This window comes from Jeotgalibacillus alimentarius (genome assembly GCF_000829445.1).
Classification (GTDB): domain Bacteria; phylum Bacillota; class Bacilli; order Bacillales; family Jeotgalibacillaceae; genus Jeotgalibacillus; species Jeotgalibacillus alimentarius.
In genome coordinates, this window is the sequence record NZ_JXRQ01000028.1 from 63,490 (window position 1) to 78,092 (window position 14,603).

16 protein-coding genes and 1 riboswitch are annotated in these 14,603 nt (G+C 48.0%); all 16 genes read right to left on the reverse strand.

Annotation, left to right across the window (positions count from 1 at the left end):
• Nucleotides 1–21 precede the first annotated feature (21 nt).
• Nucleotides 22–696, reverse strand: a complete 675-nt coding sequence (locus KP77_RS14700) for an AIR synthase related protein (RefSeq protein WP_084218736.1) — start codon at nt 694–696, stop codon at nt 22–24.
• Complete coding sequence (locus tag KP77_RS14705; protein WP_041123502.1) at nt 689–1,273, reverse strand: cob(I)yrinic acid a,c-diamide adenosyltransferase; 585 nt, start codon at nt 1,271–1,273, stop codon at nt 689–691. The genes KP77_RS14700 and KP77_RS14705 overlap by 8 nt, the downstream gene beginning before the upstream one ends.
• Entirely contained in the window at nt 1,270–1,698 is a 429-nt protein-coding gene (locus KP77_RS14710; protein ID WP_041123503.1) for a bifunctional adenosylcobinamide kinase/adenosylcobinamide-phosphate guanylyltransferase, read from the reverse strand. Before KP77_RS14710 ends, KP77_RS14705 begins: the two co-directional genes overlap by 4 nt.
• Nucleotides 1,650–2,285 carry a histidine phosphatase family protein gene (locus tag KP77_RS14715; RefSeq protein ID WP_041123504.1) on the reverse strand — a complete coding sequence of 212 codons (636 nt, stop codon included), beginning with the start codon at nt 2,283–2,285 and terminating at the stop codon, nt 1,650–1,652. The genes KP77_RS14710 and KP77_RS14715 overlap by 49 nt, the downstream gene beginning before the upstream one ends.
• Complete coding sequence (gene cobS / locus KP77_RS14720; protein WP_041123505.1) at nt 2,237–3,019, reverse strand: adenosylcobinamide-GDP ribazoletransferase; 783 nt, start codon at nt 3,017–3,019, stop codon at nt 2,237–2,239. The genes KP77_RS14715 and cobS overlap by 49 nt, the downstream gene beginning before the upstream one ends.
• Nucleotides 3,020–3,073: 54 nt before the next feature.
• Nucleotides 3,074–3,622, reverse strand: a complete 549-nt coding sequence (locus KP77_RS14725) for a bifunctional adenosylcobinamide kinase/adenosylcobinamide-phosphate guanylyltransferase (protein ID WP_041123506.1) — start codon at nt 3,620–3,622, stop codon at nt 3,074–3,076.
• On the reverse strand, nt 3,610–4,683 hold the full coding sequence (locus tag KP77_RS14730) for a pyridoxal phosphate-dependent aminotransferase (RefSeq protein ID WP_041123507.1): 1,074 nt from the start codon (nt 4,681–4,683) through the stop codon (nt 3,610–3,612). Before KP77_RS14730 ends, KP77_RS14725 begins: the two co-directional genes overlap by 13 nt.
• Nucleotides 4,658–5,623, reverse strand: coding sequence for an adenosylcobinamide-phosphate synthase CbiB (gene cbiB / locus KP77_RS14735; protein WP_041123508.1), 966 nt, complete (start codon nt 5,621–5,623; stop codon nt 4,658–4,660). The genes KP77_RS14730 and cbiB overlap by 26 nt, the downstream gene beginning before the upstream one ends.
• Nucleotides 5,620–7,083: an adenosylcobinamide amidohydrolase gene (locus KP77_RS14740; RefSeq protein WP_041123509.1), complete on the reverse strand. Its 1,464-nt coding sequence runs from the start codon at nt 7,081–7,083 to the stop codon at nt 5,620–5,622. Before KP77_RS14740 ends, cbiB begins: the two co-directional genes overlap by 4 nt.
• A 2-nt stretch (nt 7,084–7,085) precedes the next feature.
• Nucleotides 7,086–8,141 (reverse strand): FecCD family ABC transporter permease, encoded by a 1,056-nt coding sequence (locus KP77_RS14745; RefSeq protein WP_407637936.1) that lies wholly within the window; start codon nt 8,139–8,141, stop codon nt 7,086–7,088.
• Nucleotides 8,104–9,093 carry an ABC transporter substrate-binding protein gene (locus KP77_RS14750; protein ID WP_041123511.1) on the reverse strand — a complete coding sequence of 330 codons (990 nt, stop codon included), beginning with the start codon at nt 9,091–9,093 and terminating at the stop codon, nt 8,104–8,106. The genes KP77_RS14745 and KP77_RS14750 overlap by 38 nt, the downstream gene beginning before the upstream one ends.
• Nucleotides 9,094–9,223: 130 nt before the next feature.
• Nucleotides 9,224–9,409: riboswitch (cobalamin riboswitch) on the reverse strand.
• A 238-nt stretch (nt 9,410–9,647) separates the two neighbouring features.
• Nucleotides 9,648–10,616, reverse strand: coding sequence for a ring-cleaving dioxygenase (locus KP77_RS14755; RefSeq protein WP_041123512.1), 969 nt, complete (start codon nt 10,614–10,616; stop codon nt 9,648–9,650).
• 538 nt (nt 10,617–11,154) lie between these two features.
• Entirely contained in the window at nt 11,155–12,294 is a 1,140-nt protein-coding gene (locus KP77_RS14760; RefSeq protein WP_041123513.1) for a bifunctional cystathionine gamma-lyase/homocysteine desulfhydrase, read from the reverse strand.
• Between the two features lie 6 nt (nt 12,295–12,300).
• Nucleotides 12,301–13,221 carry a PLP-dependent cysteine synthase family protein gene (locus tag KP77_RS14765; protein WP_041123514.1) on the reverse strand — a complete coding sequence of 307 codons (921 nt, stop codon included), beginning with the start codon at nt 13,219–13,221 and terminating at the stop codon, nt 12,301–12,303.
• A complete protein-coding gene (locus tag KP77_RS14770; RefSeq protein WP_041123515.1) occupies nt 13,222–13,695 on the reverse strand; it encodes an S-ribosylhomocysteine lyase in 474 nt (157 codons plus the stop codon).
• Nucleotides 13,696–13,886: 191 nt separating this feature from the next.
• On the reverse strand, nt 13,887–14,522 hold the full coding sequence (locus KP77_RS14775) for a methyltransferase domain-containing protein (protein WP_041123516.1): 636 nt from the start codon (nt 14,520–14,522) through the stop codon (nt 13,887–13,889).
• Nucleotides 14,523–14,603 lie beyond the last annotated feature (81 nt).

Here is a 14,603-nt window from a genome sequence, read left to right on the forward strand (position 1 = left end):
AGACTGGGTCTGTCCCAAACTTCACTCCACTCCACGCTTCCGCCCCACAATCCAGCACGTTGCAGGACCGCCAGACTTCATCACATTCACGCCAAAATCAGGCATCTCTGCATCTATACCAAGTTGATCGCACAACTTCGCCCATTCCGCAGCCACACCTTTTGAACCAACCGGCCAGATCAAAGCTACCTGAGGATCCTCAAGTTGCACACGCCCCTGACTCAAAGGAGCAACATCTGCAGCCCTTTCTACCACTTCCATACCAACCAAGGGCTTCCCGGCCAGTGACCATTCAAGCTGTTCATGATCCAGCATGGAAAAGTCACGCACCCGCTCACCCATGATGGTCACAGCAACTGCTGACTGCTGCATCACCATATTGGATTCCGTACTGCCGGTGACCGCTGCACCATCAGCACCGATTTCAGTAAGCCCCTGCCTGACACCAGCTACAAGCTTAGTCCAGGCATCATCGCCGCAGAAATTATGCACGATCACAGATATCGGCACTGCACCTGCTGACAGGCAGTCCATTACAGCAACTCTGAAGGCAAAATATGCGACCATTTCATAAGGGACATTGACCTCATCAAGCGGCTTTTCACCAATGCCGCCGCTGTTGTCTGAGGTCATGACCATCATTCGATCACCAATCTGCCACTCCATTGCGTTGCGGCCAAAAAGAGACTTATTCATCTTTAGATTTTTTATTGGTATGGAACACTTTTGCACTCCGGATATATTCCACATCCGATATTCCCTGACGTGCGTTCACCACGCGCGCGCATGCGAATAGATAATCTGACAGACGGTTCAGGTACTGCTGAGGTGTTCCCGGCAGTTCTGCATCCAGTTTAGCAAGCGCGACAGTCTGGCGTTCTGCGCGGCGTGTAACGGTTCTTGCAATATGAAGCGTTGCTGCTGCAGGTGATCCGCCAGGCAGGATAAAGCGTTCGAGCTCAGGTGCCTCTTCCATCAGCTCATCGATTCTTTTTTCAAGCTGCTCCACTGCTTTCGGGTCAAGCTTCCATTCGCGGCGGCTTGAGACATTTGCAAGGTCCCCGCCTGCATCAAACAGTTCGTGCTGAATCGCTTCAAGGTCTGCTAAAATATCCGCAAACTTTTCAGCGTCCAGTTCTGTTACTGCTTTACCGACAAAGCTGTTCGCTTCATCAATCGTGCCATATGCTTCAACGCGGACATCATCTTTGAAAACACGTCCTCCGATTAAGCTCGTTTGTCCTTTGTCACCTGTTTTTGTGTAAATTTTCACTTTAAATCCTCCTTTGTTTTCAGCTCTTCTGAAAGACCATACCAGATTCTTGTAACGCGATCTGCTTTTGATGCGGTGTGCTGATGACACCAGCCGAGTACGTCTCTTGTAAAGCGCTGCTCTTTCTCAAGCGGCACGATCCCTTTTGACTGATCTGTCCCGATGATGATCACGCGTCTAACTGCAGCAACATTCTCCCATTCCAACAAACGTTTGATTTCCTGCTTCCATTTTAAAACAAGGTCATCTTCATCTTGTCCGTATTGCAATAGAATCCATTCCTCAAGCCTGGTAAATAAAATCGTATCTGCTTCTTCAGGAACCGGCTGCCCCGGCTTACTGATTTCTACTCTTGAGGAAGGCTTCAATTCTTCCTCTACCCATTTTCGTTTTCCGTTGAAGGCACCGCCGATAATAAAGTGCATCGGTCTCCCCTCCCAAATGACTCTGCGTCTTTCCAGACAAGCGTTAAGCCTTCTCCGTGAAGCGGTTTCCAGTCCCAGAAATCCTTTTTCTCAGGTGCGAGTTCAACGAGCAGCCTTCTGATCGGACCGCCGTGTGAGACAATGGCAATATCCCTGACTTCATCATGCACACACCATTCGCGGATCGTCTTCCACGCATCAAGCACGCGTGATGAAAATTCTGCAAATGATTCTCCGTTTTCAGGCTGCACGACTTCAGGATTACTCAGCCACTGTGCGAAATCATCACGTTTTTGTAGCTCATCTGCTCTGCGGCCTTCCCACTCACCAAAGTTGATTTCCCGAAGTCCGCGGTGCTGAATCTTCGGCTGATCGGGAAATAAAATATCTGCTGATTCCACACATCTTTTCAAATCACTGATGATAACACGTTCTGCATCAGGACGATGTGTCTTTGTTTCATGTAAACGATTGATGCCGTCTTCAGAAACAGAGACATCTGACCAGCCGATATAGACTTTATCCTGATTTTCCTTTGTTACCCCATGACGATAGAGAGATAACACCACACGAGTATCAGACTCCATAATTCTCCTCCTTCAAGTGAAGCACCGAGCGTATCTCCTGTGATTCCGCCAAATGCCCTTTTAAAAAATGTGCTGCTGATCATGCTGAATAATCCCGCTCCCCCTAAAAGCATACAGAGGAGCGGCCAAAGTTCCGGTGAGAATACGAGCGGAACAGCGAGTAAAATCAGACTCACCAAGCCAGCAATCATCAGGACGCGTCCGGTTAAAAAACCTTTCAGAAAATAAGCCATGCCCTCCTGCTTTGCAAGCGGCGCCTTTGTCAAACTGACAGCCATCATCAACCGCGAGATGACCGGTATCCAGATCAGCCAGACGAATGAAATCTGATCTTTTGATGCAAGATCGAGCAGCAAAACAAATTTTGCTGCTAATAGCACAATCAGCGATAGTACACCGAAAGCGCCGACTCTCGGATCCTGCAAAATCTCATGCCGTTTCGCCTGATCCTGATAGGAAAAATAAGCATCACTGACATCCGTCCAGCCATCAAGATGAAGCCCGCCTGTCATAACGATGAAGGTGAGCCAGATGAGACATGCTGTGATGAGCGGACTTGCGGCAAATGCAAGTTCTGCCGTAAAGATTACACCAGCTGCGAGGCAGCCGATCAGTCCGCCGATCAGCGGTAACAATCCAATCATCCAGCGCACTGTATGATTGGTCATCTCAATTTCCCGGCGCACAGGCAGTGCAGTGAAGAACTGAATAGCTAACTGGAAACCTTTTAACACTGTATCTCCGCGGCACGATTCCTGTTCATTTTAAGCTTATCATATAGCCTGTCATTAGCTGTCATCTGCCGCCCCTCCTTTACGCACGAGCGCAAGCCCCGCTTCCATTTCAATCGCATGATTGCTTTCTTTTACAAGCACCTGATGCACTTCACCAATCAATTGTTGATACGCGGCTGTGAAGCCTTCTATAAATACCGGCTCACTCAGCACTTCATTGGAAATAATATAAAGATCCGCGTGCATTCTCACGGTACGCAAGAACATTGTTAAATCATGCAGCATCCGACTCTTTTCCGTTTTTTGCATCAGTTCATTTGTCAGCCAGGTAGTCACGCAATCCCAGACAACAATAGCACCCACCGGACATTTCGCAATTGCTCCAGTCAGGTTAACCGGCTGTTCAATCGTCAGCCAATGTTGATTCTGGCGATCTTTTTGATGACGGGTGATCCGCTGTTTCATTTCCTGATCAAATGCGACACCTGAGGCGAGATAGATCAGCGGCGCGCCGGTCTTGTCGTGGCGGCTGAGGGCTTCCCGCTCTGCCCAGGCAGTTTTCCCGCTTCTCGCCCCGCCGATGACGGTTGTTACTGTGCCCATCTGCTGATCGCTCCAATCAACTGTGTATTTTGTTCATGACATTTGATGCCCGCTCTCAGCCAGCGTCCATCAAGCCCACGGTAGTTATATGTATGCCTCAGCACAAGTCCTTCTTTCAGCAGCGAACGCCACAATGCTTCTGTCTGCATTGGATCAGACGGCTGAATCAGCAGATAATTCGCTTCAGAAGCAGACACTTTGAAGTCAAGCTGCCGCAAAGCAGTAGTGATGCGCAGCCTTTCTTTCCTGATAAAATCACGTGCCTTCTCAGTATAAGCATGGTCCTGAATCACTGCTTCTCCTGCTAAAAGTGCAATCTGATTAACATTCCAGTGCGGTAAAAACGGTCTGATTTTTTTCACAGCAGCTGCATCAGCAAGCAGGTACCCCAGCCGCAACCCTGCAATACTGTACATTTTTGTCATCGATCTGAAGATAATCAGTGACTGGCTGCCAGTATAATCTGAAAGCGAATACGCTTCTCCTGCCATATCAATGAATGCCTCATCGAGCAGAAGGGTGCTGCCGGAACGTTCAGCAATAGTGAGCCAGCTGATCAACACGTGACGCTCCAGTCTGATTCCTGTGGGGTTATTAGGATTACAGACGAATAATGCGCGATCAGGCTCAGAGAGAAAATCCTCAATCTCCTGATCGTCAGGGAGCCAGCCCGTTGATTCATTTGTATAAAAGTGGCGGACCAGACCGTCATTTGCTTTAATCACTCTCTCATATTCGCTGAATGCAGGGTGAATCACACCTACTTCTTTTCCGCGGAAAAGTCTGAGTGCGGTCATCATCAGCTCTGCAGCTCCATTGCCAAGCAGCACTTGCGATTGATCAGTCCGGTGCTTTTCACTTAGCAGCTTTTTCAGCCTTCTACCATCAGGATCAGGATAGGAAGAGGCTGCTGCGTACCAGTCACCCCAATGTTCTTTAACAGCCTTGGGCGGCCCTGACGGCATACTGTTTTCACTAAAATCAATCAGGTGATCAGGCACCTGTAATTGAAGTGACTCATAAAGCTGACGCGGATTAGCGCCATGTGAGGGCAAAGTCATAACCGATTCCTCCAATCCAGCAGCATGCAAGAAACAACCAGGCTGTCCGGTGCATGATGGTAATCGCTTGTTCAATATGTTCTACTGTGAGCGGACGATCTGACAGACCAATCACAGGTCTGTTGGAGACCACTCCCTGATATGTATTGGTGCCGCCCAATTTGATATGTAAGAGCAGTGCGACAGCTGCTTCACCCCATCCACTGTTTGGACTTGGGTGTTTTTGGGCCTGCGCCGGCAGTTCTTTGTAGAGAGCGGCTCTTTTACCGCTTGCCGGTTTTTTGGTCAGCAGCATCAGCAGCGCTGTGATCCTTGCCGGCATCCAGTTGGCCAGATCATCAAGCTTTGCGCTTGCCCAACCATATTTCATGTAGCGTTCGTTACGGTAGCCGACAATTGAATCCCCTGTATTAATCGCTTTATATACCCAGATGCCCGGCGCTCCGAATAGCAGTGCCCAGAACATTGGTGCTGTAACGCCGTCGCTTGTATTTTCTGCGACCGTTTCGATCGTTCCGCGTGCAATAGCTGATTCAGACAGGTGTTCAGTATCTCTTCCGACAATCCAGGAAAGTTTTGTTCTGGCCTCATTTATGTCCCCTTTTTGAAGCGGAACGGAAACTTCTTTTGCAGCATCAGCCAGGCTTTTTGAAGCAAGGGCTGACGTGATCAGGATTGTTTCAAGCACAAAGCCTGCGCTCCAGTGAAATTGATAGCCTGCTGATACGACTGTCCAGGTCACAAGCAGTGTGACTGTAAGCACTGCCGATACACCAAGTACACCTTTTAGCTTTTGTGCCTTTCCTTTATTTAACCTGCGCTCCAGCCATATAATGAAAGACCCGATCCACCTGACAGGATGCGGCCAGGCGGGCGGATCTCCAATAAACCGATCAAGACAGAGCGCAATCGTGATGGCGGCTGCATGTGTGATCATCATGTTCTTTTTCTTTCACGGTAAATATCTATCGCTTCTGTCGTACACTCCACGACCCCTTTACCGATCAGCTTCCCAAGCGGTGTAATGGACCCTGCATACTGAATGAATGGTCCGTGCTGGGTTGCTGCTACGAGCGCGCTGTCAGTTGAGGTGCCTGTTGCAAGCGTTCCTGTGAGCGGATCTTTCACGTCTGCATTCTGCAGCGCTTTTACTTTTGCTTCAGTGGCGGTCATCATCGCCTGGATAAATGCTTCATCTGACAGCTTGCCATTAATGAAAACCCAGCTGTTGATTGTACCGATTGTTGCCTGCCGATCTCTTTCGTGGGACAACGACACATCAACTGCATTTCCAACTCCAGCTGTTATTGCAATCACTACTGACAAACCATTTTCTTCATACTCACGAATCACAACGTCCTCCACCTTTACAGCGGTCATCATTCCCACTGTATCAGCCGCCTTAAATCCATTGCGGTTTGCATACTGAACCATGTCCTGATAGCTGTCATCACATTCATAATCCATCGGCACATGCCTGTTCACAAAGTGATGATACCAGCCAAGGCCGGCTCCAATCACTGCTGACGATAAGGTCTTTAGTGACTGGGGCGCCTGCATATGAACGTGGTCAGGCGTAATCGTGAAGTGGTCTTTTGTGATCTCGCACGGGGCCTGGTGACCGTGATTTGGCAGTAGCGTCACCTGTGGCTTCGGCAGTTCAGGGTGCGACTGTGTATGCACCCGTGCCCGGTAAACGCGCTCGACTGTTTCTTTATTCATCACATGACCAGGCTCTGCAAGCTGCACCGTCTCCCCCTCATGTAGAAGAAGCAGGCGATCACAGTACAGCGAGGCAATATTCAGGTCATGAAAAATGGAGATCACAGTCAGCTCATGCGTGTCAGTCCACTCCTTCAACAGGTCAAGCAGCTGCTTCTGATAAGACAGATCCAGGTGATTTGTCGGTTCATCAAGTAACAGCAGCTTTGGTTCCTGCGCCAGTGCCTGCGCTAAAAATACGCGCTGACGTTCGCCGCCTGACAGATCCTGAATCGACTGGCTTTCAAATTCAGCTACGCCAGTCTGCTGCATCGCTTCTGTCACAGCTTTCTCATCGTCAGACTTCCACGGGGCAAACATTCCCTTCTGGTGAGGATAGCGTCCCATTGAAACCGTTTCGCGTACTGTGTAATCAAATGCATGACTGTGCAGCTGCGGCAAAACAGCGATCTCACGGGCAAGCTGCTTTGGTGAATAAGCACTGAGCGGCTGATCTTTATACGATACATCACCTGACCTGCATGGCAGCAGACCGCTGATCATTTTCATCAACGTGGTTTTCCCGCTGCCATTTGGTCCGAGAATGCCTAAAATCTCCTGCTTCTGAAGCTCAAAAGAAACGTTTTTCACCACGTCCTTTTCACCGTATCCGCCGCTGATCTGTGAAGCTTTCAGCATCGCTATCCTCTCCTTTCCTTACGTCTTTGAATTAAAATCAGTCCAAATACCGGCGCGCCGATCAGCGCAGTAATCACACCGATCGGAAGCTCAGTCGGCGCTACAATGGTTCTTGCAACCAGATCACACAGAATCAGCAGGCTCGCCCCATTTAGAATGGAAAGCGGCAGTACGTGACGATGGTCTGACCCTGTTACCATTCTGACCATATGCGGCACGACAAGTCCGACAAAGCCGATTGTGCCGGATACTGCGACTGCTGCGCCTGTTAACAGTGAACCTGAAGCTAACACAACAAACTTTCTGCGCTGCACGTTGACGCCTAAATGCTGCGCGCGCTCCTCGCCAAATGCCATCGCATTCAGTTCACGTGCATTCCAGAATAACAGCAGTGCTCCAATCACAAAGAACGGCGCAATCAGTCTGATATATTCCCAGCCTCTCATCGACACACTGCCAAGCAGCCAGTTGATAATCTGTCTGAGCTCATCGCCAGTGAGGGCAATCATCAGTGATAAGATTGAACCGAGAAATGAACTGAAAATAATACCAGTCAGGATAATCGTTTCCATCTTCATCGATTTTTCAACCATTCTTGCAAAACCAAGCACGATCACTAAAGTAATGAGCGCAGCTAAAATGCTGATCACCGGTAACGTGAAGCTGCCAAGTCCGGGTATTGTTAAGCCGAGGAAAATCGTTGCGACTGCACCGACTGAAGCACCTGAAGATACTCCAAGCGTATAAGGATCAGCAAGCGGATTTTTCAGCAGTCCCTGGAAAGAAGCACCGGCAATTGCTAATGAAGCACCAACAAGCGCTGCGAGCACCACTCTTGGAAAGCGGATATCAAGTACGATCGAACTGAACATCGGATCCAGTGATTCTCTGTTCCCTGTGATCGCCCCGGCAAAAATATTCAGCATTTGTGTCAGTGGAACCTGAACAGATCCGACTGTGACGCCAAGTGTGAATGCTGTCAGTAATAGCAGGATTGAAAAGGTGTAGCCGGTCCAGACTTTATTCCGCGAAAACATCAGGATAGATCGCTTCGGCAAGCGCCTGCGTTCCTTCTACAAGTCTCGGGCCTGAGCGTGTAACCGGGTCAGAAGGAACCTCAAATACAGCTTCTTCCGTTACAGCTGTTACCTGGCTGAATCCTTCATAGCTCATCCACTGGTCAACTGCACCTTCAACATAATAGCCATATGTGAGAAGTGCCACATCAGGGTTACGCGTCACCACTTCCTCTTCTGTTAAAGGAACAAACCCTTCCTGATCTGCCATAACATTTTCCGCATTGATCAGTTCTAGCATTTCCTGGATAAATGTATTATTTCCTGCTACATACATTTCAGGCGGCCCTGCAACATCAACTAACACTGATTTGCGGTCTTCTTCAGAAATATTTGCGGCTTTTTCAGCAATTTCATCAAATCCTGCTTCCATGTCAGCAATGATCTGTTCTGCTTCTTCAGTTGTTCCTGTCACCTGTCCGATCTTTTCGATCGTGTCATACACTTCATCGAAGGTCATTGCATTTTCAATCACAACAACCGGAACACCTGCATCTTCAATCTGCTGCAGGCCGTCCGCACCGCCCGGGTTAGATGCATGCGCAAGTACAACATCAGGCTGAAGGGCAATAATTTTTTCCACGTTGAACTCCATACCGCCGATCTTTTCAACTTCCATTGCTTCTTCCGGATAATTATCAAAGTCAGATACACCGACGATTTCTTCATCAAGGCCAAGTGCGTATGCGATCTCTGTATTACTTGGCAGCATTGAAACGATGGCATCAGGCTGCTCTTCGATGGTGATCTCATCACCATTTGCATCTGTAACCGTTACAGGAAATGCTGATTCTGCTGATTCTGCTGATTCTTCTGCAGGTTCTTCTGTTTCTTCCGCCTGCTGATCATTTTGCGTATCTGTTGTTTCTTCTGCGCTGTCTGAGCAGGCTGCAAGAACGCCTGCTGCGAGTAAAATAGGTAACCATTTTTTCATATTGTATTCCTCCGTCTTATGATTTTTTTGCAATAAAAAAACATCTCACGCGGGAGATGCAGGGTTGCAGGGTATAGCCGTATGTAAAAAACGGAGACTGCAACACCCGCCCATATCCTCGTAGGCGTGTCTGGTGCTTGGAATCAAGGCAGGTCTCCTGGCTTATAACGTTTGAATGAATGCCTCCTTCCCATAGCCTGACTACAGTGGATGCGACAATCACAAGTCATTTACAGTGGCGGGACCGCGCTGGAATTACACCAGCTTCCCTTTTAACTGATCATTGATGATCAGCACCTCTATCCGTTCATATTAAAATGTTTTTTCAATGCTATTATAGCACTTTGTGTCAGAAAATGTGCAAGTGGTTTTTTGAGAGGGGGTGGGGTTCAGGAGATTACTTTGGCGGTCCCGGAGATTACACCTGGTGTTCATGACATTACCAGGATGGTTCAGGCCATTATGACGATGGTTCCGAAAATCATGACAAATGCCCTGCCCCCCCCCTCCCACATAAAAACCGCCCGGCACCAGCCGGACGGCAGATAAACATTTTACACGTTAAGCGGTCTTAAGCTTGCTTCAATCTGAGCGCGCTTAGGCTCAAGAAATGGCGGCAGTGCCAGCTCTTCACCAAGGTGTTCCATGTCTTCATCCGTCGCAAAGCCCGGCTCATCTGTCGCGAGTTCAAACAGAATACCATTTGATTCACGGAAATAGATTGAGCGGAAGTAATAGCGGTCCACTTCTCCTGACGTCATAAATCCGAAGCTGCGGATTCGCTCATCCCACTTTTCATAGTCTTCAAATGTCGGCACGCGAAACGCCACGTGGTGGACACTACCACGGCCGGGACGCTCTGGCGGCAGATCAGGACGCTCTTCAATATGCACTTCAGCACCTGTTCCGCCTTCAGCAACTGACATGACCTGAATCGCTGGCAGCTCAGCACCTGCGCGGTTCGGATACTCACTCACTTTTTCAAAGCCAAGCACGTTCTCAAGGACTGCAATTGTTTTATCTGCACGACGGACAGTCAGCGTCACTGGTCCAAGGCCAACAATCGCGTGCTCTTCCGGAACTTCAGCGCCAGTCCATGGCACACCTGGTGCTACGCCTTCCTCACCGTTGTCTGCAACAAGCATCAGACGAGATCCCTCTTCATCTTCAAAGTAAAGTGTATCCCGGCCTGCACGCTTTTCAATGTCATCATGACGCACATTCAGCTCATTAAAACGTTCTTTCCAATAGTGAAGCGATTCTGTCGTCGGCACGCGGAATGCCGTATTCGAAATGCTTGAAACCCCCGGATACGTGCGGCCGGCCATTGGAATATCAAAGTAAGTCATATCTGTTCCCGGACTGCCTACTGCATCCGCGTAAAATAAATGATAAGATGACGTGCTGTCCTGATTAACTGTACGCTTCACAAGGCGCATGCCTAATACCTGTGTAAAAAATGTATGATTTTTCTCAGCAGCTCCTGTGATTGCTGATACGTGATGAATACCTGTTACATTCATGTTCTCCACTCCTTTATCTCGAAACTGAGATAATTTCTAACTTTATTGTAATCCTGATTGTAAAAGAATGCAAGAGAAAATATCTCGAATTCGAGATATTTTCCGAATGATGCAGGTTTTTGGTTTGGGAGGTAGCAATTTTTCCCCGTCCGGTAGTGATACACCCGGGTAGTGGTAGCAATATACGCCGGGTAAGCAGGATTCCGCACAGGGAAGTAGCGCTACACCCGGGAATTTGCAGCAATTCGCGTCGGGCATGTAGCAATTACCTCAAATTGAAGTCATATCCGTCAAGCATAGTATTGCAATACCCCTCTTCATGCCCTTAACAAACTGAAAGACTGTTTCCTAATGGCATCAAGTGCCGGCTTCGCTGCGTGTTCAGCACTGATGGTCATAACATCGCGGCTGGTGGTAGTATGATAGCTGCTGATCGCAGTGTTCCGAATTTTGACGGCAGTATCTGCAAAATTGATCGTCGTCTCTCCCCTGTCCCACGAAAAAACCGCCCCATAAAGGAGCGGCTCATAGAATACTATTAATCTTCCAGCGCCTGTTCAAGGTCAGCAAGCAAATCTTCAATATCTTCAATTCCGACTGAAATTCTCACAAGCCCATCTGTAATGCCGAGCTCTGCGCGGCGTTCTGCCGGGATTGATGCGTGTGTCATACGTGCCGGGAGAGAAATTAAGCTTTCTACTGCCCCAAGACTTTCAGCGAGTGTGAAGTATTTTACTTTCTCAAGCACACGTGCTGCTTTTTCACCGCTGCCTACATCAAATGAAATCATGCCGCCGAAGCCTCGTGACTGCTTCGCTGCTGTTTCATGACCAGGGTGAGATTTGATTCCTGGGTAATGAATCGTTGTCACACCTTCATGGCGTTCAAGGAAAGATACGATTTCTTTGGCGTTCACTTCATGTTCTTCCATGCGCAGGCCAAGCGTTTTAATACCGCGCATTAACAGCCATGAATCCTGTGGTCCGAGGATCGCGCCAACAGAGTTCTGAACGAAATGCACTTCTTCAGCAAGCTCAGCTGAATTGACGACAACAAGTCCTGCGACAACATCACTGTGTCCGCCAAGATATTTTGTTGCACTGTGCACGACGATATCTGCACCATGATCGATTGGCGTCTGCCAGTATGGTGTTGTAAATGTGTTATCAACAATTGTCAGCAGTCCGTGCTCTTTGGCAACAGCTGATACTGCTGCGATATCAGTTACTTTTAACAGCGGGTTTGTAGGCGTTTCAATAAATACTGCCTTCGTATTTTCCTGAATCGCATTCTTCACGTTTTCAGGATCGCTTGTATCGACAAATGTTGAATCAATACCAAGACGGTTCAAAACCTTGGTCATGACACGGTACGTACCGCCGTAGACATCATCTGTTAATACAACGTGAGAACCTGTATCAAACAGCATCATGACTGAACTGATTGCGGCCATTCCTGAACCGAATGCAAATCCTGCATGACCATTTTCAAGGTCTTTAATGAGTTCTTCGAGCGCGTGGCGCGTCGGGTTACCCGTACGTGAATACTCGTATCCCTGACGCAGACCGCCTACGCCATCCTGCTTGTATGTGCTTACCTGATAGATTGGCGTGGACACTGCACCTGTTGCTTCGTCTCCAACAATACCGCCATGTATCAATTTTGTTTTCTGCTTCATATATGATCAACCACCTTCATAGATATTCTGACTCAAGTAACGTTCACTGCTGTCAGCGAAAACTGTTACGATATGACTGCCTTTTTCAGCTGTTTCCGCTTCTTTCAGTGCAGCATGAAACGCTGCGCCTGATGAGCTGCCGACAAGCAGACCTTCTTTTAACGCCAGTTCTTTTACCCAGTAAAAAGCGTCTTTATCATAGACTGTATGAATCGCATCGAACAGATCACGGTTCATATATTCAGGGAGAAATTCCATTCCGATGCCTTCAGTTTTATGAGGACCGGACTCTCCTCCATTAATGGTTGAGCCCTCCGGTTCTACAATAACCGTTTTAATCGCCTGATTCTGGTCTTTTAAAAAGCGGGCATTTCCCATAAACGTGCCGCCTGTACCTGCTCCAGCAACAAAAATATCAATGTTGCCATCCAGGTCGCGCCACAGTTCAGGGCCCATGGTTTTGTAGTAGGTCTCCGGATTAGCCGGATTGCCAAACTGAGCAGGTGAAAATGAATCAGGAATTTCACGCACAAGCTGTTCTGCTTTAGCGATTGCGCCTTTCATTCCGTCAGCCGTTGGCGTGTTTACAACTTCAGCGCCAAGAGCGCGCATCAGCGTCTGTTTTTCAACACTGAACTTTTCAGGAACAACAAAAATGACTTTGAACCCGCGTCCGACTGCAGCGAGTGCAACTCCGATGCCAGTGTTTCCCGCAGTCGGCTCAATGATTGTGCCGCCTTTTTTTAACTCACCGTGCTTCAGTGCGTCTGCGATGAGTTCCATTCCGAGGCGGTCTTTGACGCTTCCGCCCGGATTAAAATACTCCAGTTTCGCAAAAATCCGGCATTCGTTTGGAACCGGAATGCCGGAGATTTCTACGACCGGCGTATTGCCGATCAGTTCGTGCACGCTTTTTGCTACGTTCATTTATGCGTCCTCACCAAAAACGTCTTTCCACTCATCGCGCTTCGCAAGCATATCAGCAGCGATTTCCTTTGCACCTTCAAGGCTGTGATTCGCTGCCCAGCCGCACTGAACTTCGTTGCATGCCGGTACTTCGTCAGCTTTCAGCACATCATTCAATGTTGCTTCAATCGCATTCAGAATCTCATCGTAGTTATCATGGTTGAGCACAGCAAGGTAGAATCCTGTCTGGCAGCCCATTGGCCCGATATCAACTACGTTGTCGAGGTGATTACGGATATTTTCAGCCATTAAGTGCTCAATCGAATGAAGGCCATCCATCGGCATATGCTCTTTGTTCGGCTGCTTAAAACGCATGTCATACTTATGAATTTCATCGCCGTTCTGTCCTTTTGTCACCCCAACAAGTCGTACATAAGGTGCTTTTACTTTCGTGTGGTCAAGATTGAAGCTTTCTACATTCATTTTCTTTGTCATGTGAAATCTCTCCTTTGAAAGTGTGATTGTGTTTATCTTAACTGGTCTGGTGATGGGATGTACAGGGATTTCCATTCTTGCTTACATTTTTTAGGTGTCACACCAGGGACGGAGCTTAGTGTGCCATTTTTATAACGATTATTAAAATGGCACAGTTAACTCCGTCCCTGCTGTGCCCCCCCTGCAAATCACTATTTCTTCACCGCATGAATCAGCCACACGTATTCATTCATTCTTTTAAATGAAACGGCGAATCCTGCATCTTCAAGCAGTTCGTTCATAACCGGAATCGTTGTATAGTATTCTCTTTTTAAGTCTTCAAGCAGATTCAGATAGCCCTGCTGTTCGGCCTTTTTCCACTGGGCGTGTTTTGCTTCTTTTGTTTCAAAAATGGTATCTGCAAAAACGATTTGTCCGCCGGCCGGCAGTGCAGCTGCATAAATGTTTGCTGCCTGTGCTTTTTCCTGATCTGTCAGATGGTGAAAAGCGTACGTACTGACGAATGTATCGGGCTTTTCGTTTAACTCAAACTCGAGAAAGTCGCCGTCAGTAATATTTAAAGCAGGAAAACGATCCTGTGTACGAATGCGCATGGCATTGTTCGGTTCATAGGCTGTTACCGTCAGACCTTTTGCTAAAAGTTTTTCAGTCAGATTGCCGGTACCAGGTCCAAATTCAACTGTGTGACCTGAAGCAATTGAGGCAACCTTTTCAAGAATCGCGTCATAGTGTTCAAAAACAGCTGCGTATTCTTCGTCCTGTCCACTGACTGATGCATCGTAACTGTCTGCCCATTCATCAAAAATTTCTACGAATTCTCGTCCCATTTCAGGGTCCACTCCATTCAAAATATATTATTCTTATCAAGATACTCGGAATTAACCGGGACGGTGATTATATTATCAGAA

Excerpts from the sequence above, each read along its gene's own strand:
- KP77_RS14755 (WP_041123512.1), bottom strand. The coding sequence starts at position 10,616 with ATGAATGTAACAGGTATTCATCACGTATCAGCAATCACAGGAGCTGCT.
- KP77_RS14765 (WP_041123514.1), bottom strand. The coding sequence starts at position 13,221 with ATGAACGTAGCAAAAAGCGTGCACGAACTGATCGGCAATACGCCGGTC.
- KP77_RS14740 (WP_041123509.1), bottom strand. The coding sequence starts at position 7,083 with ATGCTGAAAGCTTCACAGATCAGCGGCGGATACGGTGAAAAGGACGTG.
- KP77_RS14725 (WP_041123506.1), bottom strand. The coding sequence starts at position 3,622 with ATGGGCACAGTAACAACCGTCATCGGCGGGGCGAGAAGCGGGAAAACT.
- KP77_RS14760 (WP_041123513.1), bottom strand. The coding sequence starts at position 12,294 with ATGAAGCAGAAAACAAAATTGATACATGGCGGTATTGTTGGAGACGAA.
- KP77_RS14775 (WP_041123516.1), bottom strand. The coding sequence starts at position 14,522 with ATGGGACGAGAATTCGTAGAAATTTTTGATGAATGGGCAGACAGTTAC.
- KP77_RS14730 (WP_041123507.1), bottom strand. The coding sequence starts at position 4,683 with ATGACTTTGCCCTCACATGGCGCTAATCCGCGTCAGCTTTATGAGTCA.
- KP77_RS14710 (WP_041123503.1), bottom strand. The coding sequence starts at position 1,698 with ATGCACTTTATTATCGGCGGTGCCTTCAACGGAAAACGAAAATGGGTA.
- KP77_RS14750 (WP_041123511.1), bottom strand. The coding sequence starts at position 9,093 with ATGAAAAAATGGTTACCTATTTTACTCGCAGCAGGCGTTCTTGCAGCC.
- KP77_RS14770 (WP_041123515.1), bottom strand. The coding sequence starts at position 13,695 with ATGACAAAGAAAATGAATGTAGAAAGCTTCAATCTTGACCACACGAAA.
- KP77_RS14715 (WP_041123504.1), bottom strand. The coding sequence starts at position 2,285 with ATGGAGTCTGATACTCGTGTGGTGTTATCTCTCTATCGTCATGGGGTA.
- KP77_RS14700 (WP_084218736.1), bottom strand. The coding sequence starts at position 696 with ATGAATAAGTCTCTTTTTGGCCGCAACGCAATGGAGTGGCAGATTGGT.
- cbiB (WP_041123508.1), bottom strand. The coding sequence starts at position 5,623 with ATGATGATCACACATGCAGCCGCCATCACGATTGCGCTCTGTCTTGAT.